Genomic DNA, 22,617 nt, shown 5'->3' with positions numbered 1-22,617 from the left:
GCCGCTACATTCAAAAACATTAACTTCTTTTTTTTCTACGCAATTTATAATTTCTTTGATGCTATATTCTTTAGGATCTTTTGCCAAGGTAAAGCCCCCTTTTGTGCCTTTAAAAGAATGAAGCAAATTCTCTCTAGCTAAGCTTTGCAAAATTTTAGCCAAAAAACTTTTGGGAATATTAAGCTCAGTGGATAGAAAATCTACATCTTGAGGTTTTTCTTTTTGAGCGATATAAATTAAAGAAAGTAAAGCATATTCGCTTGCTTTGGTAAATAGCACAAATTTCTCCTTTAGAATAATAGTTTTTAATTATAATAAAATTTTCTTAGAAAATGGCTTAAAAAAATTAAGTAAAAGTTATTTCAGTTTATTTTTGGTTTTTATTTGATAAAATCACAGTTTTTAAAATACCAATCAGGAGGTCAATATGGCTTTAGATTCGGCTAAAAAAGCAGAAATTGTTGCGAAATTCGCTAGAAAACCAGGTGACACTGGTTCAACAGAAGTTCAAGTGGCTCTTTTAAGTGCAAGAATTGCAGAACTTACAGAACACTTAAAAATCTACAAAAAAGACTTTTCTTCAAGATTAGGACTTTTAAAACTAGTTGGACAAAGAAAAAGACTTTTAAGCTATCTTAAAAGAAAAGATTATAATTCTTATTCTAAATTAATCAACGAATTAAATCTTAGAGATAAATAATTTTTATAATATCCTTTTTTTTAAAGGATATTATAAAATCTGTCTTTTACCTTTAGAGTCAGGCTCACTTAAAAATCCTTCTTTTGTTAATTTTTCTATTATATTTGCAGATCTGTTATAACCTATATTTAATCTTCTTTGTATATAAGAAATACTTGTTTTTTGATCTTCTAGGATGATTCTTTTTGCATCTTCATAAAGTTCATCTACTTCATTATCGTCTGAAAAAGTATCATTTATTAAAGATGAATTTTTAGAATCTTGTAAGAAATTTTCATCATAACAAACTTCTTCTTGATCTTTTAAGAAATCTACAATTTTTTCTATTTCAAATTCGCTTGCAAATGGAGCGTGTAATCTCACGATAGAACTTGTTCCAGGAGGAGTAAATAAACAATCCCCTCTTCCTAACAAGCTTTCAGCTCCCATAGCATCTAAAATAACTTTAGAGTCTATTTTCTGCCCTACTTTATAAGAAATTCTACTTGGTAAATTTGCCTTGATAAGACCAGTTACTACATCTACAGAAGGACGCTGAGTAGCAACAATCAGATGAATTCCACTTGCTCTTGCCATTTGTGCAAGACGTCCTATGTAAAATTCCACATCTTTGCCTGCAGTCATCATCAAATCAGCCAATTCATCGATAATAACAACGATAAAAGGTAATTCCTCTCCCCCTATTTCTTTCATTTTTTCATTGTAATTTTCTATATTTTTAGTTTTTGCATCCGCCATTAATCTATAGCGTCTTTCCATTTCCGCAACCATATTAGAAAGAGCATTGACCGCTTTTTTAGGATCTGTAATAACAGGAGTTAAGAGATGTGGGATATCATTGTAAATACTAAATTCAAGCATTTTTGGATCGATCATCATTAAACGTAAAGTTTTTGGGGAATTGCGATACAAAAGGCTTAAAAGCATAGAATTAATCCCTACGCTTTTTCCGCTTCCAGTTGTTCCAGCTATTAGCAAATGAGGTAATTTTTTAAGATCAGTTACAAAAGCATTACCTACAATATCTTTTCCTAAAGCTATAGTTAAAGGGCTTTTAGAGTTTTTAAACACTTCACTTTCTAAAATTTCACGCAAATAAATCGTTTGAATTTCTTCATTTGGAACTTCAATTCCAACTACATCTTTTCCAGGAATTGGAGCTTGGATGCGTATAGATTTTGCCATTAAAGCCATAGTTAAATCATCTTGCAAATTTAAAATTCTACTTACTTTTACATCAGCACTTGGACGGAATTCAAAGGTAGTTACTACAGGCCCAACATAGGTTCTAGTAACATCACCCCCTATTTTAAAACGACGTAATTTTTCAAGTAAATTGTAAATTTTTTTATCAATTTCAAGCTCATTAACATCATATTTATGCTGTGAAAAATTAGCTAAAAAATCAAGCGGTGGCAATTTAAAATCTTTTGGCTTTTCCATCTCTCCTTGCTCTATTTCTTTTAAAAGCGCTTTATTGAGTTCGATTTCTTTTGCCAAAATAGCTCTTTGCTTGATAATTTCCTCTTCTTTGTTTTCGCTTTTAATCTCTTCTTTAAATTCATTATTATCTTGTTCACTAATTATTTCAAAGGCTTTTTGATTTTCTTTTTTTGTTTCTTCTTGGAGTTTAATAACAGGAATTGGCTCGATATAAGGACGATCTAATTCTTCAACCACTGGCATGAAATCATCAGTATTTTCATTCATGCTTTCTATTTCTTTAGGTTTAAAATTCTCTTCACTAAAATCTAAAATTTCAGGTTCTTCAAAATTCTCATGATATTGCATAACTGGTTGATTAGCTTCTATTGTTTCTTCTTTTGCTATAGATTCTTCAAAAACTTCTTTAGGCTTAATCACTTCTTGTTTTACTGTAAGATTTTGGGTTGTTTCTTCAAAATTGTATTTATTGCCTTCTATAATATTATTTAAATCTAGTTCTAATTTGTCATTTTTTTCTAATTCCTGAATTTCTTCTTTTACTTTATTTTCAAGTATTTCATTTTGGTAGGCTTTATATTCTTGCTCTAATTTTGCTTTTTGTATTAAATCTTCTCTTTGTTCTAATTCTTTAGTGAAAATTTTTGGTTTTATTTCTTGTTTTGGTAGTGAAATTTCTATATTTTTTCTTTTATAACTCGGCTCATCCAAATTTCTACCCGTGGTATCTATTTGCTTAATTTCTTCAAGTTTTTTAGGTTTTAAAAAACGCTCTGGGATCATATCTACCTCTTCTTTTAAAATAAAATTAAATTCTTCATCAAGACTTATACTACTTCTACTAGCCTTTTGCACAAAATTTATAACCTGTTGGGAATTTTCATAGACAAAACTTTTTGCCTCTTTTAAACTTTCTTTATCAATTTCTACTTTTTCATCTAAAATTTGATTTTTTAATTTTTCAAAATTTTCTTTAGCCGTTGTGATAGAATTTTTACTTGCATTGATGTTATTGATTTTTACCAATTCTTCAACTTCGCTTAAAATTTTAACAGGATGTTTTTGTTTAACCTCGATAATTGGAGCTTGAGGTTCTGATTTTCCTATATCATCTTTATCACTATCTCCGCCAAAAACCCTCATTAAAAGTGTTTTTAAAGCTTGCTCTAATTTAAGTAAAATAGTAAAATTTAACTCTATTTTTAAAAGTTCTTTTGCAAATTTTGGAAAAAGTAAAATCAAAGAAAAAACAAAAAGCAAAAGTGCAAAAATACCACTTCCAACATGCCCTAAAAGAGTAGAAAAAACAGAGTAAATAAATTCTAAAATATAGCCATAGCCTCTATAAAGTACGGAAAAAAGCAGAAGTATGGAAAAGAAAGCAAAACCTATACCAAAAAGTTCTTGACGTGAAAAATTTTCTATTTTATAATTTCTTTTGTAATAAAAATAATTTAAAATAAATAAGAAAAAGGGATAATAATATCCAAATTCTCCAAATAAAAATAAATTTATTTTATAAATCCAACTTCCCATGCTAGGAGTTAGCATACAAAGACATAAATAAAAAATACCAAAAGTAGAAATAGTAAAAATGGCTTCTTTTTTGATGTTTTTTCCTTAAAAAAATATTTTTAAAGAAGCCATTATAGCATAATTTTACATATAATTTAATAAACTAAGTTGAGATATAGTAGTGCTTGCTTTAAGGGAAGCTTGGTATGCAAGTTGAGTTTGCATTAAATTCATCATCGCTTCACCATAATCAATATCGATAACATTTGATTTGATACTTTGCACATTCACACTTAAAAAACTCACTCGAGTATTTACTCCATCTATGATGTTATGATAAGCACCCATGGTTGTATTAAGTTTGCTTACATGATCAGCTAAATGATCAAGTCTTTCTAAAGCACCTTGCATTCCTGTATTTCTAGGATCGCTTGAATTTCCATCTGCTCTCATATTGCCACTTAAAACCGCATCGATCATGGCATCAAGATCTTTTATAAGATCGACATTTGGTTCATCTATAGTTAAAGCATTGTTTGCACTAAAGCTAAAATTTGGACCACTTTGAATTTGCGCTGTTTCGCTATAAGGAGGTACCGGAAAATGACCGCTTTGAGAATCACTTAAAGAAATTCCTATATTGGTTCCTGAAGAGAGTTTATCTGTAACGCTAATACGCCCTTTATAATCCATACTAACATCTACAGTTGCTTGAGAATCTTTTATAAGTTGTTGGATATTGTTATAACCTGTGGTATCAATTTTATTATTGTTGACTGTGATGCTTTGAGTAGGCACTTTATCAGAGGCAAACATACCGATGATATTATTAATTTGTCCATAAGTTATTTCATTTGACGGAGTTACCACCCCGCTATTTCCTGTCGTAGGATCAGTATGCATAATAGGAAAACTTATAGTTTGATTAGGATTATTAGGATCTTGAAAGCTTACGGTTGAATTGCCTAAATTTATGGTGACATCGTATGAATTTCCACCTTTGGAATTGACTTTTAAATTTAAAGTGGTACCATTTAGGCTATCTCCAGCCATGACTTCGCTAAGTTTGGTTGAATCTGTTGCATAAGCATTGCTTCCCTTGATAACTTGAGAAACATTTCCATAAACAGTGTTGCCATCTTTTTCAAAATAAACATTATCGTAGTCTGCACCATTAGCTGGTTGATTGGTAGAATCAGTCATATTGCTTTTGATAAAATCGGTTTGAGCTAGACTAAAGGTAAATTCTTGCTCAGCTCCATCTCTCCCAGTTAGTCTGATAGTAACCGGATTAGTTGGATTAGTGATATCGCCATTTTGTATAGCAGCTTGCATAACTTCATTGGTAACATCATCCATATTAAGGTTATTATCCTTAACAAATTTTTCCATTGCTTTATATTGATCAGTTGTATCCATTTGTGGAGTATAGGCTACAGCATGAAAGTCTAATTTATTATTGCCTTGTTTTAAATCTGTGATTTGAATTTGACCGCTATTGTTGATGCTTACTTCTACAACTTTATTGTTAGGAGTGTTGCCATAAAGTGCGCCGATTTGCTCTAATACATCTTCTATTTTATCATCTGGTTTTACCAAAACCGCACTTTTAAAGCTTGTGCCATCTGGCTTAGTTCCTTGAACATAAAGCGTTGAGGGTGGAAAATCAAGCTTTTGATCTTTATCTTCAAAATCTGTATATGGATCTAATTTTCCATCTTTTACATAATTTTGCCCGATAAGCTGTTTCCAAGCAGAATCTCCATTTAAATACCCTTGTTTATCTTTGTCTGCTTCAGTGTAACGATTATCCTTAAAACTGATATTGGTGGTAATTTGCTTTTTATAGTCTCCATCGGCTTTGAAAAAGAGATCCCAACCAGGGATATTGTAAGGACTTTCAGTTCCTGAGCCAGTTACAACGTTGATATTATTTTTATCTCCATAATAATTACCATTAGAATCAAAAGGTTTGTTCGCAACTTGAGAACCGGCAAAAAGATATTGACCATTGACACTAGTATTTGCAAGCTGTATGATGCTTTCTTTGATACGTTGCAATTCTTTCGCTATCGCTTCTCTTGATGTTTGAGAATTACTATCACTAGCTGCTTGAGTAACCTTAACTTTAAAATCTTCTAAAAGCTTAACCATATCTTGCAAGGCTTTCATGCTATTTTCGGTTAATTCTTTAGCAGAACTCGTTGCTTGTTTAACCTGCTCTAGCGTTTTTAGTTCATATTCTAAACGAGTATTGTCTATATAGGTGCTTGCATCTTCGTAAGAATTTTGAATTTTTAATCCTGAAGCAAGTTGTTGGGAGATCTTATATAAGGCACTTTGCCCACCCATTGAAGTGCTAACAGAATTGGTAAAATTTAACTTATTTGTAATTCTCATTTTTTTCCTTAAAAAATTAATAAACCAGAATCTTTTCTCAATATTGCTATAATTTGTAAGCAATAAGTGTTCCAAAAAATCAATTCTTATATTTTTTTAAAATATTTTTTATCAAAACCTTTATTTTAAATTGTTTTTTAGCAAAAAAAAATATAATTATGATTTTAATTAAGCCCGAGTGGTGAAACTGGTAGACGCGCCAGACTCAAAATCTGGTAAGGGCAACCTTGTGTCGGTTCGAGTCCGACCTCGGGCACCATCTTAAAACAATATCTTCAATCAAACTTCGATAAATTTAACACTTTTGACAATTGAAAAATTATGTGTGATAATGCACAAAAAATTATCAAAACCTAGTTTAGTTTTTTGAGTGAAATCATGAAAGATAAAAAATACAGCTATAATTTACCCAATATATCCAATGAAAAACAAGAATTTAAAACAAATGCCAATTCTATTATAATTGTAGGAGTCAATGGCTCAGGCAAAAGTAGACTTGGTGCTTGGATGGATAAGATGCATGAAAATTTATATAGAATTCCAGCACAAAGAGACATTACTATATTAGGAGATGGTTTTAGAAATAATTATAGGATAGCTAGAAATAATTTATTTTATGGCGCTACTAATCCAATTTATCTATGGATAGATGTTTTTTGAACAAATATCAAGGATTTGAAAATGCAACCACAAAACTTTATAGTGATTATAATAAACTTTTAGATTTTGTTTTAGCCACCAAACAAGAACAATTGAGAAAAGATCATGAAAATAGAACTACAAGCGAAAATATTATAGATAAAACCAAAAAAATCTGGAAAGAAATTTTTTCTCATAGAGAAATTGAACTTGTAGAAGATGAGTTTTTATGCATTTTTCCTGATATAAAAAATAAATATGAAGCTAGAATGATGAGCGATGGAGAAAGATCGGTATTGTATTTGATAATGTATGTTTTATGTATAGAAGAAAAAATTATTTTAATAGATGAACCTGAGTTACATTTACATCCATCATTAACTAATAGACTTTGGAGTACTTTGGAAAAATACAGAGAAGATTGTTTATTTATATACATCACTCATGATTTAAATTTTGCTGCAAATCATGCTGATTCGGATAAAATTTGGATTAAGTCTTACGATGGAGAAAAATGGAAATTTGAAAAAATATTAAAAAATGAAAATATGCCTCAAGAATTATTTTTAGAACTTTTGGGCGCTAGAAGAAATATTTTGTTTATAGAGGGCGATAATGATAGTTTAGATTTTAGAATTTATAGCATATTGTATCCGCAATATCAAATTATGGCATGCGGGGGTTGTGAAAAAGTTATCCAATATACAAAAGCTTTTAATGAACAAAATGCATTACATAATTTTAAAGCTTATGGGATCATAAATAGAGATTGTAGAAAATTTATTTTTATTAGAATGTGTCATAATGGCTATTTTAGAGCAATCTGACATAAAAGATAGATTAAGGGAAATAAAAGATTATATTTTTGAAATAAAATTTAAAAATTGCTTAGAAAAACAAATTCTAGAAAATTTAAAAAGTGAGATAAAATATAAATTAAACACTATAAACATAGATTCTAAAACACCTGATAAAATTCAAGAAAAAATCAACTCCATAGAAGAACTCATAAATTTTGAAGATATGCGTCAAAACATAAAAAATAAATTTAATTCTATATTATGAAAATAAAAACTATAATGAATTATTAAAAGTATTTAATCAAAAAGGAATTTATACTGAAAAAGGATTTTTAAGCAAGGTAGGAAAAACAAAAGAAGCTTACGATAGAACAGTTTTAAAACTACTAAAAGAAAATAAAAAGCTTCAAAAAAAGGTATTGAAATATATCGCAGAAATTTAAGCCTTAAAAAAGCTATAAATTTAAAGCTATCCTTGAAATTCCGTGCTTTCAAATTTGGGTTTATCTGTAAAGCATGATTTTTCTTTTAAAAATAAAACCTCGATGGTTCCAACTGGACCATTTCTATTTTTACCGACTAAAATTTCAGCATTTTCCTGCATAGGATTGCGTATAAAAGTGCTTTTGTATTCTTTGCCTTCTGCTTTAGCTTTATTTTCTCGTTCTTTTTCCTCTTGTTCTCGATAAACTTCATCTCTATAAACAAATAAAATTGTATCCGCATCTTGTTCTATTGCCCCACTCTCGCGTAAATCGCTCATCATCGGACGTTTATTGGCACGTTGCTCTAAAGAGCGGTTTAATTGAGAAAGTGCAATGATAGGCATATTTAATTCTCTAGCTAAAAGCTTAAGCCCTCTTGAGATTTCACTCACTTGTAAATGTCTATCGTTAAAATTTGAATTACTCATCATAAGTCCGATATAATCAATCACGCAAAGTTTTATGCTTTCCTCTTGTGCTTTTAGACGTCTTAAAATAGCCCTAACATCTGTTATTGTAGCGTAGCCACTATCATATATAAAAAGCTTTTTTTTAGAATACAAATTGCAAGCATCCCCTATTCTTTCCCACTCATCATCATTAAGATCGGCAGTGAGAATTTTTTGCAAAGGAATTGAAGTTTTTGCCGATAAAAGTCTTTGCATGATTTGAGTTGCAGGCATTTCCAAAGAAAACATAACCACGCCTTGATCTTGTTTTAAAACTTGATCGATAAAATTTAAACATAGAGTTGTTTTTCCCATACCAGGACGTGCAGCAATGATGATAAGTTCACCATCTTTAAAACCTTTAGTCATGTGATTTAGATCTTCAAAGCCAGTATCTAAGCCTATAACGGTTTTATTTTCAAGAGTTTTTTGCTTTTTAAATTCCTCTATAAGCTCCTCTAAAACGAGTTCTATACCCTTAATATCGTTTGTATTGATACGATTGGTTAAATTAAAAATTTCTTTACTTATTTCATCTGAAATTTCACTTACAGCGCGATTTTCATTGATGCGAGTTGGCAGAAGATGTGCAAAACTTAAAAGCTGTCTTTTGATGGATTTTTCACGAAGTTCATTAACATAAGCGGCTAAATCAATCATTGAAGGCGTAGCAATGACTTCATTTAAAATTTGCTCGTCTAGTTTTTTGTGTTTCTTTAAAAAACTTATAGATATAGGTTCTCCAGAATTTGCACAAGCAATAATAGCCTTAAAGATATCTTGATGGGCTTTAAGGCTAAAATCTTTAGGTTCAATATCTCCTGCTATGCTTGAATAAGCATCTTCACTCATAATACAACTGCTTAAAATCGCACGTTCCAGATCCAAATCAAAATGCTCTTGCATTTTTTTTCCTTATAAAACTTTTTTTAAAATTCTAGCAAAAAGAGCTTAAAAAGCGAATTTATTTTGATACATTGAAACTTTTTTTCAATAAAACAACAGCCAAAATCACCACACAAAATTCCGCAAATAAAGGAGTAAGCCAAACTCCTTTTAAGCCGATAAAATAAGATAAAAGGAAAAGGAAAAATAAAGGAACAAATAAATTTTGACTCAAACTTAAAATCAAAGAAAAACTAGGTTTATTAAAAGCTGTTAAAAAAGAATTACTCAATACATTAAACCAAGCAAAAATATAATTTAAAGAAAAAAGAATCAAGGCCAAATAAACAAAATTTAAAAAATCTTGATCATGATCTTTTATAAAAAATCCAATTAAATTTTCACCCAATATATAGATAAAAAATAAAACAAAAATCGAAAAAACAAATCCAGATAAAAACATAATTTTTAAAAAAGATTTAATACGATAAAAGTCTTTTTTAGCGTAGTTATAGCTTAAGGCTGGCTGCATGGCATCTGCCATAGCGATAATAAGCATTATAATAAATGTATCAATATAAACTATAATAGAAAATCCAGCCACAGCTTTAACATCAGCTATTTTAAGCAAAACAAAATTCGCAAAAACACCATATAAAGAGCCTGAAACATTGTTAAAAAATTCACTGCTGCCATTGTAAAGAATATTTTTAAAAATTTTAAAATTAATATAAGGAAAAGAAAACCTAAGCTCTAAATTTTGAAACAAAAAAGGAAAAATTCCGAAAATTCCACCCAAAGTCAAACCTAAACAAGTCGCAAGAGCAGCCGAAAATAATCCCCAGTCTAGAATAACTATAAAAATATAATCAAATAAAATATTACTCAAGGCAATAATAATATTAATGATCATACTATAAGTAGTTTTACCACAAATTCTTAAATAATTATCCAAAGCAAAAGAAAGCATAATAATAGGTGCAAATAAAGCAAAAACTATCATACATTCTTTTGCCATAGCTTTAATCTCCAAACTAACATTTAAAAAATCGATTAAAATAGGCGCTAAAAGATATTCTAAAATTCCAATCAAACAAGAAAATAAAAAGATAATCACTAAGCTAGAACTAAAAATTTTTTCAGCCAATTTTTTCTTGCCAAGTCCTAGTTTCATTGCAATTTGCACCGAAGATCCTATCGCAATGGTATCAGATAGCGCAAAAGACATCATAATAAAGGGCATGATCAAAGCTAGAGCTGCTAAAGCATCACTGCCTAAATATCTACCTACAAAAATTCCATCAACAATATAATAAAGCGAAATAAAAGCCATGCTAATCATATTGGGCAAGGCACACTTTATAAAAAGTTTAAAAGGGTTTAAAGTGCTAAAAATATTTGACATTACCTATCCTTAAAAAATTTTTCAATAAAAAAATATTTTAAAAGACGCTAATAAAATGCCAAAACTCCTAACATGTAAGAATTTAAATAGAAAATTTTAGTCGTAAGTTTATTGATTTTAGTTTTATTTTGCATAGTAATTTTTTAGAAATTTCCCTTAAAAATTTTAGCCCATAAAGGCTAAAATTTCATAAATTGGAAAGAATTTTTACAGCGTCATTAAGTCCTGTAATGATACTTGCTCCATTTTTTGTCGCAATATCCCCTGCTACAAATATTCCTTTAACATTGCTTTCTTTATTTTCATCCATCAAAGGAACACCTTTATCATCAACTTTAATACCGCATTTTTGTAAAAAATCCACCGGAGTTGAACCACCAATAGCATAAATAATTCTATCGTAAATTTCGCTTGTTGAGTTGTTAAAATTAACTTTAGCTTTGCCATTTTCATCTTCAACAGCTTCAATATCAATACCAAGTTTTAGATTGACTTTTCCACTATTTCCAGCTTCAATTATGTCTTTAAGATTGATATCGTTTAATCTTGTAAATTCTTTTTTACGATAGCAAAGACTTACATTATTTGTTTTTGCTAAATCTATAGCGTATTCAGCAGCAGAATTTCCTCCGCCTACAACAAGAATTTTTTCATTTCCCAAAACTGAATTTGCATTAAAATTAATAATTTTAGTTAAAGTCATAGGGAGTTTATAATCAGGTTTATTTGGTTTTCCCATTCTGCCGATAGCTATAATGATATTTTTACATTCATAAGTTTCTTTGGCTGTGCTTACTAAAAAAAGATTATTTTCATTTTTTACACTTTCAACTTCTGAGCCAAATTCGACTTCTATATTATATTGTTTTAAAATATTTTCAAACAATTCTATAGTGCTTTCTTTGGTACCATCCTCAAAAGGGATATGTCCATGGTTTACTCCTTCACATCCCTTATAAACTTTATCTACTCTTTTACCTTCTTTGTAAAATTGCATCAAAGTTTGACAAACATTGTTTGTTTTTTCTAGAATCAAAACTTCCTTATTTTTTAATTTTGCTTCAACCGCGCATGCTATACCAGTCGGCCCTGCTCCAACAACAATTAAATCTATTTTTTTCATTTTTTATCCTTTAATATTTATTTTTAATATAATGTATCAATTTTTCTTAAACGAAAAAATTAAATATAATAAAAAGATCATATTATATGAAAAATATTTTACTTTTTGCCAAAAATCTTTTCAACTAAAAGATTTTTTTATAAAATATTATTTTAATTTAACGTCCAAAGCAAACAAAGCAAAACTTCCAAGCCAATGAGATCCTAAATAATCCTCTTCTATGTGTGCTATGGCTTCATTAAAATGATCTGTAGCGTTTTTCCTTAAGATGCTTTTTAATTCTTCATTGCAAAAATTAGATAAAATTTTTAAACACCAAGAACGGCTTAAATTAAGTCCATCTAAATGCGCAATCTTTCCATCAGTTCTATCGCTGACCCTTACAGGATTAAACAAAGTTTCTGCTTTTTTTTCATTTAATTTTGGTAAATATTTTTTAAAGAAGATTTTAAATTCATCTTCAGGTAAAACAGCACTTAAAAGTACAGCTTCCATTAAAACCGGTGATAAAAACTCATCTCCACAAGGTTCTAAAGCTTGCATATTTTCATCATTTAAAAACCATCTTCTAGCACTTTGTATAATGCATTGTTCTAATTCTTGATCATTTTTAAATCTTGCAAATTCTAAAGCAAAATATAAAGCAAAAGAGCTATTAAAATGTGTTCCTACACGAATTGGATAATCCATTTTGGGTAAAAATTCTTTAAATTCTTTTACAAAAAAATCTGCAATTTTGTCTAAATTTTCAGCCCATATTTTCGCATCTTGATTTTCTTTGGCTAATAAATTAAGCTCTAGAGCTAATTTTAAAAACCATCCCCATCCGTAAGGTCTTTCAAAGCCTTTATGGGCTGGATTTTCTAAATATTTTAATTCACCCTCTGCTTTTTCTACTAAATTGAGAATTTAAAACCTTAGTGATTTCATCAACGGGAGCAAAATTAGCAAAATTTCTTAAAATTTTAACCAAAAGCTAGTGCGAATGTACACTAGAATGCCAATCATAAGATCCATAAAATATAGGATACATTTGCTTAGGAATTTTTACATCATTAAGATCGTTAAAAGAATGAGTGATTTTGTTTGGCAATTCTTTAAAAATATTTTCCAAAGCTATAGCGCTAAACTGTTTAATAAATCCTTCCATATTTTCTCCTTAAAAATTAAAAGCTAAAAAGTACATTAAAAAAATATTAGCTACCAATAAAAGCAATCCCGATAAAAACTGTGCTCTAATAACCCCATTTTTGCTATCTAGCTCCAAAAGCACGGCTGGAACGGTATTGAAATTAGCTGCCATAGGCGTCATTAAAGTTCCACGAAACCCGCTAAGCATACCTATAGCTCCGACTATAGCAGGATTAGCATGCATATTTGAAATCAAGACAGGCAAAGCGATAGCAGCACTGATCACAGGAAAAGCAGCAAAAGCATTTCCCATAATCATAGTCAAAAGAGCCATACAGATACAATAAGCCGCTACCGCCATAAAACTATTGTTTAAAGAAATATAATTTGACAATAACTTTTCAACTTCATTACCCATTCCAGTAGAAACAAAAATAACTCCAAGGGTTGCTAAAATTTGAGGTAATAAAGCAGCCCAGCTTATATGATCCATAGTATGCGTTGCATCTTTTATCGCCTTTTTAGGAGAGGCTTTAAACATAAAACATGCTAAAATAAAAGAAAATACAATAGCTAAAATTAAAGAAATTAAAGTAGCGTTTTTAGCCTCAAAAAAACTACAATAAGGAAGTAAAAAAGTTCCTGCAAGAGTTATAAGGGGAACCAATAAAGCAGGAATAAAAAGCTTGTGTTTATAAATTTGAGCGCTTTGAATTTCGTATTCTTTTTCTTTGACTGTTACTTCAACTTTTTCAGGTTTTAACCAATTTAATCCTGCAATTATAGCGAGTAAAACAACAATACAACCGATAATAAAATCAGATAAGACATTTGCAAGTAAGAAAGTTGCACTATAACTTGTCCAAAACACCCCACCACTTAATCTAGCCCTTAGTGTCTTTTTTTGATTTAAAAAATTAAGAATTCCAAAAATTAAAAATAAAAATCCTACTATATAATACAGTAAATCAAGAGTGATCATCATCTACTCCATATGTTTTCTTTAATCTTCTATCAAGTAAATATAATCTAAAACAATGGATAATTAAAGCTAAAATTCCACTCGGTATAGCCCAAATAGACAGATCAATAGGACTAACTGAAATATTATTGCTTGCAAAAAAAGCTTGTATAAACAAAATAGAATGCACGGCTATAAAAATATCTTCTCCAAAAAAGACAGCAACATTATCAGTAGCAGCTGAATAAGCTTTGATTTTTTGGCTATCTTTACGAGCGAGATTTTTAAATTTAAGTTTAGCGGTTGCCTCAGCCATAGGCGCTATTAAAGGATCTGTGCATGTCCGCCTAGCGATAACAATCTAAGTGCTGCAGTGACTTGTCTAAAAATAAAATATCCCATTAATATTTTTCCTGTACTAGCACCTTTGATTTTTGAAATCAAATTTTTTGCCTGTTCTTTTAAACCTTTGTGTTCTAAAACAGCTAGTAAAGGTAATATTAACCAAATAATTGCCACGTAACGATTATTTACAAAAGAATGACCAATTTCACTAATGATTTTTACAAAATCAAATTTAGCTATAACTCCTGCATAAATTCCTACAAAAGTAACAACCAAAAAAGGATTTATCTTTATAGCAAAACCCAAAATAATCAAAGGAATGGAAGCAATAACCAATCCATATTTTTCTCCAATATAGAAATTAAGAAAATAAAAGGAAAGTTAAATTTTGGGCAAGTATTTTAAGGTGTCTTTATAGGTAACACCTTAAAAAATTTATTTATTTGCTTTTTCTATGTATTCACCACGAACTGTATCTACGCGAATCACTTCGCCTTCTAAAACATGAAAAGGAATTTGTACTACAGCCCCTGTTTCAAGTGTAGCAGGTTTTTTATTTGAACCTTGGGTATCTCCTTTAAAGTTAGGAGCGGTTTCTATGATTTTAAGTTCAACTACTTGAGGTACTTCGACTCCGATAGCTTTACCATTGTGAAAAAGAACATTTACCATCATACCATCAAGCATCCATTTTTTGGCTTCACCTACATCTTCATCGCTAATTGCAACTTGCTCATAAGTTTCTGTATCCATAAATTGACAATTTTCTCCATCATCATAAAGATACTGCATAGTTTTATCTTCCAAATTTGGAGCTTCGCATTTATCTCCAGCATGAAAAGTTTTTTCAAGAACTTTTCCATCAATAAAAGATTTAATTTTAATACGCACAAAAGCAGGACCTTTTCCTGGTTTTACATGCTGATACTCTACTATTTTAAAAGGAATTCCATCAATTTCTATTTTTAATCCCTTTTTTAAATCACCCATTGAATAAGATGCCATAACATTCCTTTTATATTTAAAATAAAATATAATTTTAGCAAAAAATATTTGATATCGCAATTAAATTTAAGTATTTTTGCGTTAAAATTTGGAGCAAAGCATAGCAAATGCTCGCTTCTGCTTAAGAAGAGGAAAGTCCGAGCTGCAAAAGACAAACATTCCATCTAACGGATGGCTAGGGAAACCTAAGGGATAGTGCAACAGAAAGCAAACTACCATATTTTTATGGAAAAGGTGAAACGGTGGGGTAAGAGCCCACCAGCGATTTTGGTAACAATTTCGGCTATGTAAACCCAATGTGCAGCAAGAAGGGATGGTTTTAGTCTTTATTTTAACCCTTCGCTTGATTTTGTTTGCAAAAACAAAACTAGATAAATGAGCATTCTAGACAGAACTCGGCTTATCGCTATGCTTTTATTTTTATCTTTTAAAAAATTAATCTTAATAAAATCTTTTCCATAAATTTTAAAATCTAAATATAACATAGTTTTTCACATCAATATCTTTAAAAATATCATAGCAATTAAATAGAACTTATTTTTAGGTTTTATCCTGTTTAAAAGAAGATATTAACAAAAATCAAGCATATTTTGATATACTAAAGATATAAAAGATAGTTTTTAAATTTCCTTTAAAATTTTCATGAAAAAATATCTTGATTTATATAAAATATAAAAATTCTATAGTATTTAAAAACAATGACAAGAGAGCAAGCGGAACTAATTATAGAAGAAGAAAAGTTGATTTATGTAACTTGGCGTGATTATGATAATACATCTGGGGAATATCATTTTACAATTTGGTTTAATCCTAATAACAATAAATATGAAACTATTTATATTGGAGAAAGAGGAGGTGTTGAATATGAATATTCTTTTGATAATGAAAAAGAAGCAATTGATAAAATGCTACAAGAAAATTATTGGCATAAATATCATAATATCAAAGACATTAAAGAATATTTAACAAAAGAAGCGGCATTAAGAATCATCAAAGAAGAAAAGTTAGAAGTGATTTGGTATGATGAAGCACTTAAACCTTTATGTACAGGTATCAAACACGATAAACAAAGAGATAAATATATTTCTTTTATCACTAATGCTAAAGCAGAAATTATAGAATACAAAAGTATTGAGTTTGATGGGGATAGATACAGTGAAACCTTTAAGGAAATGCTTAACGATGAATTTCTAGCCCTTTATGCTCTTATCAATCGTGCTAGAATGATTAAGCAAAATAGAATTAGCTTTGTGTAAAATGTTTTAAAATTAGAAAATCATAACGCAAAGAAAAACCAATGAAAACGTTATGTGAGTATGGTTAAGTTTAAAAGATTTTAATATAATTTTCACCATAGTAATTATAGAATATATCAAATGATTTGTTATAATTTAGAAAAATAATAAAAAGGAAAACTTATGCAAGATTTAGATTCACAACTTTTAAAAGCAATAGACGATTTAAGAAAATCCAATATATCAGAATGGGAAGCTAAAAAAGCAGTCGTTTTAGAGCTTTTTGATAAGGGTGCAAGTATCCCACAAGACACACTAGACAAACTAGAAGTTTATCTTAGCGATTTAGAGCAAGAGTATTGGGATGATAAAGCAGTGTATGCAGGCAGAAGTATAAAAGATAGCGATGAATACAATCTTTTTAATATACTTTCAAGATTAAATGCAGCAAAAAGCAAGAAAAAATCACTTGATGGACTTTTTAAGGTCACAAAAAGCAAGGGTATTAGACATACTCCAAAAAACAAAGCCGAGCTTGTAAAATTAGTCAAAAATAGAAATATTTATTTAGGTGATATTGATATTAGCAATATTACAAATTTTAAGAATCTATTTAAAAAAAGCAAACGAAAAGATTTTGGCGGAATTGAAACTTGGGATGTGAGCAAGGTTACAAACATGGATTCTTGCTTTGAAGATGCAAAGTATTTTAATCATAATATACAATCTTGGAATGTTAGTAAAGTAAAAAGTATGGAAAGTATGTTTTATGGATGTGAAAATTTCAATCAACCATTAGATAAATGGGATGTGAGTAAAGTGACAAACATGAGCTCTATGTTTGAAGGTTGTAAAAATTTTAATGGCGATCTAAGTAAGTGGGATGTTGGTAATGTTACAAATATGGAACGTATGTTTCTACTTTGTGAAAAATTTAATGGCGATCTAAGTAAATGGGATGTAAGTAATGTTGAAAACATGGAATGTATGTTTTACAAAGCAAAAGCATTCAATCAACCATTAGATAAATGGGATGTAAGTAATGTTGAAAATATGAGCTTTATGTTTGAAGGTTGTAAAAAATTAACTAAGTGGGATGTAAGTAATGTTACAAGTAAGATCACAAAAAGCAAGGGTATTAGACATATTCCAAAAGACAAAGCCGAGCTTGTAGAATTAGTCGAAGATAAAAAGATTTATTTAGGTGATATTGATATTAGTAATATTACAAATTTTAGGAACCTATTTAAAAAAAGCAAACGAAAAGATTTTAGTGGAATTGAAACTTGGGATGTGAGCAAGGTTACAAACATGGATTCTTGCTTTGAAGATGCAAAGTATTTTAATCATAATATACAATCTTGGAATGTTAGTAAAGTAAAAAGTATGAAAGGTATGTTTTATGGATGTGAAAATTTCAATCAACCATTAGATAAATGGGATGTTGGTAAAGTAAAAAGTATGGAAGGTATGTTTTATGGATGTGAAAATTTCAATCAACCATTAGATAAGTGGAATGTTAGTAATGTTACAGATATGGGCGCTATGTTTTATAGATGTAAAAATTTCAATCAACCATTAGATAAGTGGGATGTAAGTAAAGTAACAAATATGGAACATATGTTTTTTAGATGTGAAATTTTCAATCAACCATTAGATAAGTGGGATGTAAGTAAGGTTACAGGTATGGGCGCTATGTTTACAGGTTGTGGAAATTTTAATAGCGATCTAAGTAAATGGGATGTAAGTAATGTTACAGGTATGGGCGCTATGTTTGCAGGTTGTGGAAATTTTAATAGCGATCTAAGTAAATGGGATGTAAGTAATGTTACAGGTATGGGTTCTATGTTTAAAGGTTGTGAAAATTTTAATGGCGATCTAAGTAAGTGGGATGTAAGTAATGTTACAGATATGGAATATATGTTTGAAGGTTGTAAAAATTTTAATGGTGATCTAAGTAAGTGGGATGTAAGTAGGGTTACAAGTATGTACTCTATGTTTGAAGGTTGTAAAAATTTTAATGGTGATCTAAGTAAGTGGGATGTAAGTAGGGTTACAAATATGAGATTAATGTTTAAAGGTTGTGAAAATTTTAATGGCGGCGATCTAAGTAAGTGGGATGTAAGTAAGGTTACAGGTATGGGTTCTATGTTTAAAGGTTGTGAAAATTTTAATGGCGATCTAAGTAAGTGGGATGTAAGTAATGTTACAGGTATGGGTTCTATGTTTGAAGGTTGTAAAAATTTTAATGGCGATCTAAGTAAGTGGGATGTAAGTAAGGTTACAGGTATGGACTCTATGTTTAAAGGTTGTGAAAATTTTAATGGCGATCTAAGTAAGTGGGATGTAAGTAAGGTTACAGGTATGGACTCTATGTTTAAAGGTTGTGAAAATTTTAATGGCGATCTAAGTAAGTGGGATGTAAGTAGGGTTTATCATATGGGTTCTATGTTTGAAGGTTGTAAAAATTTTAATGGCGATCTAAGTAAATGGGATGTAAGTAAGGTTATAGATATGGACTCTATGTTTAAAGGTTGCGAAAATTTTAATGGCGATCTAAGTAAATGGGGTATTAAATAAATCAGATGTTTAGCAGTACTAAATATTTTCACCAAGACTTAAGCAAATAGGATATTTCAAATGTTACTAATATGTATGAATTATCCTACGAATACGCCAAAAACTTGAATGAAAAAATATATTTTCTGATTGTATAGATTGCAGTCAGAATTTAGATTCTTAAAAGTTTAGTAAGTTTGTATTTAAATACTTTATAAAACAAAAACAATATTTTCATAATGCAAAGTTAAGAAAATATTATAATTAAAGGAAAAACCAATGAAAACCTTAGAAGATATCAAAGCTATGAATTACAAACAAAAAGATGAGTTAGAAGATTTAGTTCTTGAAATTATAGATAATAATGATTTAGTTAAGCTAAAAGATATTTTAAAGGATTATCCTGTAAAAATATCTTGTTATGAGCTTAATATTAAAGATGAGGATGGAGACTTTCCTTTATTTGATCCTTTTAACTTGATAATAAGAGCTGCACATGCTTGTGAAGATAATAATAATGATTTTTCTATTTTAGATTATTTATTTGATGAGTATGGATTAAGTTTAAAAGATCCTAAATATAACTTTGCTTTTCATGATATGAAATATATCAAAGAAGCTAATGAGAAATATATTTTAATGAAAAAAGTAGAAGAAAACAGTATTATTTATCAAAACGCCCTAATTTATGATTATATACTCAATGCCGATAATCCAAATTCTCAAATCATTAAGTATCTAGTCAATCGTGGGGCTAAATTTGAAGTGCATAAAGATGGCTTTGGTTGGACTCCTATGCATTTTTGGGTAATGCAAAATAATTATGAATTATTAGAATTAGCTATTAAAGGAGGAGCTAATGTAGATATGCAAACCTTGCTTGATCCAAAAAGCGAATACAATGAAACCCTTTTATTTGAAGCTGTAAGCGAACCTGAAACCTATAGGGTTACAAAGCTTTTAATTGAACTAGGAGCCAATGTAAATTTTGTTTCCTTAAGCACTCCTTTAGATATTGCAAAAGGATCTAGAAATAAAAAACTTTTAAAAGATGCAGGAGCAATGACTTCAGAGCAAATCAGAAAAAAATATAATTTACCAGCATATGATGATTCTTATTGTGAAATTGATGGAAAAACTGACTTTGATTTATTGGGTAAATATCAGGATGAATTTTCCAAACTTTTAAACGACGCTATGAAAAAGGCTAAAGAGAATGGAGAAAAAAAGATGTAAATAAAGTTTCAACACAAGAAACTACAATAATTTTAGGAAAAACTCCTAAAGAGCTTATAGATGCTGTACAAAATTTTAAAGTTTTAAAAGCTTTAAATTTATTACAAAATGGCGCTATTAAAAGCATCGACAAAGACATTTTAAAAATATGTGATGATGCTATAAATGAGTTAATCGATAAAGTTGTAGTAGATTCTAACAAAGGTAAAAATATAGGAGATGGTATTCATATAGAATTTAGCGAATTTATTCATATTGATTATAATAACGATGGCTATAAAGATTATAGTGGGGGCGTAAGGAAAGAACTCAAAAAAAGTAGTCTTTATGAGCTAAGAAAGATTTTAGAAGATATTATAAAAGGTAAAAACGTAGAATCTGCTTTGCGTAATTGTGCTTTTTATGATAAAAAAGGCAAATTTAAAGCAAAATATCCAAATCTTTGCTATATTCCATTTAATCTTTTTGAACTAAAAATATTAGTAGAGATGGAATCTGTCTCTTTAGGGCAAATTGATCTAAGCTACATAAAAAACCTCAATCAACTTTTTGCCAGTTATTCTATGGAAATCATTCACTTACGCACAAATAGAAAAGATTTTAGCGGGATAGAATCTTGGGATGTGAGTAAAATCAAAGACATGAATCAACTTTTTACAGGATTAAAAGATTTTAATGCTGATTTAAGCAAGTGGAAGGTTACAAATGTGAAAGATTTTGAATATATGTTTTGTAATTGTGAGTCTTTTAAAAGTGATTTATCTAAATGGAGACCAAAAAAAGCTGAAAATATCAATTCTATGTTTCACGGTGCAAAATCTTTTGACTGCGATTTAAGTGAATGGAATTTACCAAGTGAGCTAGTAGAGCAATCAAAGAATATATTTAGCAACTGCCCTTTGCAAAACAATCCACCTTCATGGTATAAAGCAGTATTTGATATGGATAATCCAAGCTATGAATTATTATGCAAACTTGTTAAGGCGCGTGATTATAAACAAGCTAAAATTATTTTAGAAAAGATACTTCCTTTACAAAATGAACAGTATCAACATATCACTCAGCTTTGTTTTTATGTACCAAAAGGGACAGTAAGCAATGCAATGCCAGATGAAGATTTTTTTAGCGCTCTTGTAAAAAATGCAAGATCTCAAGGCTTTCATATTCCTATTAGTGATAAAGTGATGCATACTTGTTTGCGTTTTGATAGACTAGAATATGCTAAATTTCTTAGGACATTAGGCTATAAAGTAGTAATTACTAAAGAAAACGAATTTGGTTTATCTGTTGCGCTAAAACAAAAATTTAGCACAAAAATAAAAAATATTTTAGAGTTTATCTTGGATAATCTTGATAGCAAAATCGATACTGCATTTTTTGAAAATATTGGACTTGATAGAATGCCTAATAGAAGATTTTGCCATGCAGATGATGAAACACTTGATTTTTTCTTTCAAGAGTTAATAAAGCGTTATCCTAAAGAGATGACTGATAAAAAACTACTGGTTATGTTTGTGCATAGTGATCTTATTTATTTGCTTTTTAAACATGGATTAAAAATAGATTTAAAAAATATACCATATGATCTAAATATAGTAGGAAGATATTACTTAGCGCCAATTCAGAAAATGCTCGCTTATGAAATAAAGGGAAGGGTATCAAGATTTTTACAGCTTTTAAGGCATAATTTATTGCGTGCAGATTCTATTATAGAATATCATACTGGAGTAAAAGCCCCTGCATTGCTTATTTTTTTAGATAATTTTAAGCATAGATTAGACCTTGATGGTGAAGAATATCCAATAAAAGATATTTTAATAGAATTTGCAAGTCATAATGTAGATATACAAAAGCTTGGAACTTTTCGTGATAAAGATTTTTATGAAATTTTAAAACAAACTGAATACGAAAAAGAAATATTAGCACTTTTTCAAAAACCCAAAGGATAGAAAATGCTAAGGGATACTAGTAAAGATGAAGCGTATTTTACTAAAGAAATAATAGAAAATGAAGAAGAAATTGAAGAACGTAAAAGATGGCTTTTAGAACTTTCTCCAGAAGATCCAAGAAGAGAAAATTATCTTTTTTCTATAGAAGATAGAAAATTTCATCTTGCTATGGATAAATATGCTCGTGGTGATGATATAAATCTGGTTAAAAAAGATTTAGAAGCATATATACTATTAAAACAAGAACATCGTTTAGAAGTGGGGATTGATATTAGCTGGTTTGATGGGAATGCCCTTGAACTTTGTCTTAGAGTGTTATTAGATATGGACACAACTTGTGTATTAAAATTAG

At 29.5% G+C, this 22,617-nt stretch carries 19 protein-coding genes, 1 tRNA gene, 1 other RNA gene and 1 pseudogene; 11 read left to right on the top strand and 11 right to left on the bottom strand.

Annotation, left to right across the window (positions count from 1 at the left end):
* The coding region (locus tag H2277_RS07590; RefSeq protein WP_337201726.1) for an Rrf2 family transcriptional regulator at positions 1-279 on the bottom strand (279 nt) is incomplete at its 3' end.
* Between the two features lie 148 nt (positions 280-427).
* Here H2277_RS07590 and rpsO point away from each other — a divergent pair.
* On the top strand, positions 428-700 hold the full coding sequence (gene rpsO / locus H2277_RS07585; protein WP_200281601.1) for a 30S ribosomal protein S15: 273 nt from the start codon (positions 428-430) through the stop codon (positions 698-700).
* A 30-nt stretch (positions 701-730) separates the two neighbouring features.
* Here the strand turns inward: rpsO and H2277_RS07580 are convergent, their stop codons facing one another.
* Positions 731-3,694, bottom strand: coding sequence for a DNA translocase FtsK (locus H2277_RS07580; protein WP_337201725.1), 2,964 nt, complete (start codon positions 3,692-3,694; stop codon positions 731-733).
* A 108-nt stretch (positions 3,695-3,802) separates the two neighbouring features.
* Complete coding sequence (flgL, locus tag H2277_RS07575) at positions 3,803-6,058, bottom strand: flagellar hook-associated protein FlgL (RefSeq protein ID WP_337201724.1); 2,256 nt, start codon at positions 6,056-6,058, stop codon at positions 3,803-3,805.
* Positions 6,059-6,230: 172 nt separating this feature from the next.
* Between flgL and H2277_RS07570 the strand changes: the two genes are divergently transcribed.
* The 4 genes from H2277_RS07570 to H2277_RS07555 all read left to right on the top strand — a co-directional run bounded on the left by H2277_RS07570 (position 6,231) and on the right by H2277_RS07555 (position 7,762).
* Positions 6,231-6,317: transfer RNA gene (locus H2277_RS07570), tRNA-Leu, on the top strand.
* 119 nt (positions 6,318-6,436) lie between these two features.
* Entirely contained in the window at positions 6,437-6,718 is a 282-nt protein-coding gene (locus H2277_RS07565) for a hypothetical protein (protein WP_337201723.1), read from the top strand.
* Positions 6,715-7,524, top strand: a complete 810-nt coding sequence (locus H2277_RS07560) for an AAA family ATPase (RefSeq protein WP_337201722.1) — start codon at positions 6,715-6,717, stop codon at positions 7,522-7,524. Before H2277_RS07565 ends, H2277_RS07560 begins: the two co-directional genes overlap by 4 nt.
* On the top strand, positions 7,502-7,762 hold the full coding sequence (locus tag H2277_RS07555; protein ID WP_337201721.1) for a hypothetical protein: 261 nt from the start codon (positions 7,502-7,504) through the stop codon (positions 7,760-7,762). Before H2277_RS07560 ends, H2277_RS07555 begins: the two co-directional genes overlap by 23 nt.
* A 204-nt stretch (positions 7,763-7,966) precedes the next feature.
* Here H2277_RS07555 and H2277_RS07550 read toward each other — a convergent pair whose 3' ends face one another.
* From H2277_RS07550 to efp, 8 genes and pseudogenes are all read right to left on the bottom strand, one after another.
* Positions 7,967-9,337, bottom strand: coding sequence for a replicative DNA helicase (locus tag H2277_RS07550; protein ID WP_137624093.1), 1,371 nt, complete (start codon positions 9,335-9,337; stop codon positions 7,967-7,969).
* A gap of 58 nt (positions 9,338-9,395) precedes the next feature.
* Positions 9,396-10,721, bottom strand: a complete 1,326-nt coding sequence (locus H2277_RS07545) for an MATE family efflux transporter (RefSeq protein WP_337201720.1) — start codon at positions 10,719-10,721, stop codon at positions 9,396-9,398.
* 187 nt (positions 10,722-10,908) lie between these two features.
* Entirely contained in the window at positions 10,909-11,844 is a 936-nt protein-coding gene (locus H2277_RS07540) for an NAD(P)-binding domain-containing protein (RefSeq protein WP_337201719.1), read from the bottom strand.
* 147 nt (positions 11,845-11,991) lie between these two features.
* Complete coding sequence (locus tag H2277_RS07535) at positions 11,992-12,753, bottom strand: DUF2891 family protein (protein WP_337201728.1); 762 nt, start codon at positions 12,751-12,753, stop codon at positions 11,992-11,994.
* Between the two features lie 67 nt (positions 12,754-12,820).
* Positions 12,821-12,994 carry a DUF2891 family protein gene (locus H2277_RS07530; RefSeq protein WP_337201718.1) on the bottom strand — a complete coding sequence of 58 codons (174 nt, stop codon included), beginning with the start codon at positions 12,992-12,994 and terminating at the stop codon, positions 12,821-12,823.
* A gap of 9 nt (positions 12,995-13,003) precedes the next feature.
* Complete coding sequence (locus H2277_RS07525) at positions 13,004-13,957, bottom strand: 5-oxoproline transporter, DUF979 family subunit (RefSeq protein WP_337201727.1); 954 nt, start codon at positions 13,955-13,957, stop codon at positions 13,004-13,006.
* A pseudogene (locus H2277_RS07520) lies at positions 13,944-14,617 on the bottom strand (DUF969 domain-containing protein). The gene H2277_RS07525 and the pseudogene H2277_RS07520 overlap by 14 nt, the downstream one beginning before the upstream one ends.
* A gap of 99 nt (positions 14,618-14,716) precedes the next feature.
* Positions 14,717-15,286, bottom strand: a complete 570-nt coding sequence (gene efp, locus H2277_RS07515) for an elongation factor P (protein WP_337201717.1) — start codon at positions 15,284-15,286, stop codon at positions 14,717-14,719.
* Positions 15,287-15,381: 95 nt separating this feature from the next.
* Between efp and rnpB the strand changes: the two genes are divergently transcribed.
* The 6 genes from rnpB to H2277_RS07485 all read left to right on the top strand — a co-directional run.
* Positions 15,382-15,705, top strand: an RNA gene (rnpB, locus tag H2277_RS07510) — RNase P RNA component class A.
* A 279-nt stretch (positions 15,706-15,984) separates the two neighbouring features.
* On the top strand, positions 15,985-16,542 hold the full coding sequence (locus H2277_RS07505) for a hypothetical protein (protein WP_337201716.1): 558 nt from the start codon (positions 15,985-15,987) through the stop codon (positions 16,540-16,542).
* A gap of 162 nt (positions 16,543-16,704) precedes the next feature.
* The gene (locus tag H2277_RS07500; RefSeq protein ID WP_337201715.1) at positions 16,705-19,101 is read left to right on the top strand and encodes a BspA family leucine-rich repeat surface protein; all 2,397 of its coding nucleotides are present in this window, start codon (positions 16,705-16,707) and stop codon (positions 19,099-19,101) included.
* Between the two features lie 258 nt (positions 19,102-19,359).
* Positions 19,360-20,316 (top strand): ankyrin repeat domain-containing protein, encoded by a 957-nt coding sequence (locus H2277_RS07495; protein ID WP_337201714.1) that lies wholly within the window; start codon positions 19,360-19,362, stop codon positions 20,314-20,316.
* Positions 20,317-20,699: 383 nt separating this feature from the next.
* The gene (locus H2277_RS07490; protein WP_337201713.1) at positions 20,700-22,265 is read left to right on the top strand and encodes a BspA family leucine-rich repeat surface protein; all 1,566 of its coding nucleotides are present in this window, start codon (positions 20,700-20,702) and stop codon (positions 22,263-22,265) included.
* A 3-nt stretch (positions 22,266-22,268) separates the two neighbouring features.
* Positions 22,269-22,617, top strand: a 349-nt coding sequence (locus tag H2277_RS07485) for a PoNe immunity protein domain-containing protein (protein WP_337201712.1), incomplete at its 3' end; no start/stop codon positions are given.

Origin of the sequence: Campylobacter sp. W0014 (assembly GCF_020135975.1) — a bacterium.
In the GTDB taxonomy this organism is placed as follows: Bacteria; Campylobacterota; Campylobacteria; order Campylobacterales; family Campylobacteraceae; genus Campylobacter_D.
This window is presented reverse-complemented; position numbering and strand designations above follow the sequence as displayed.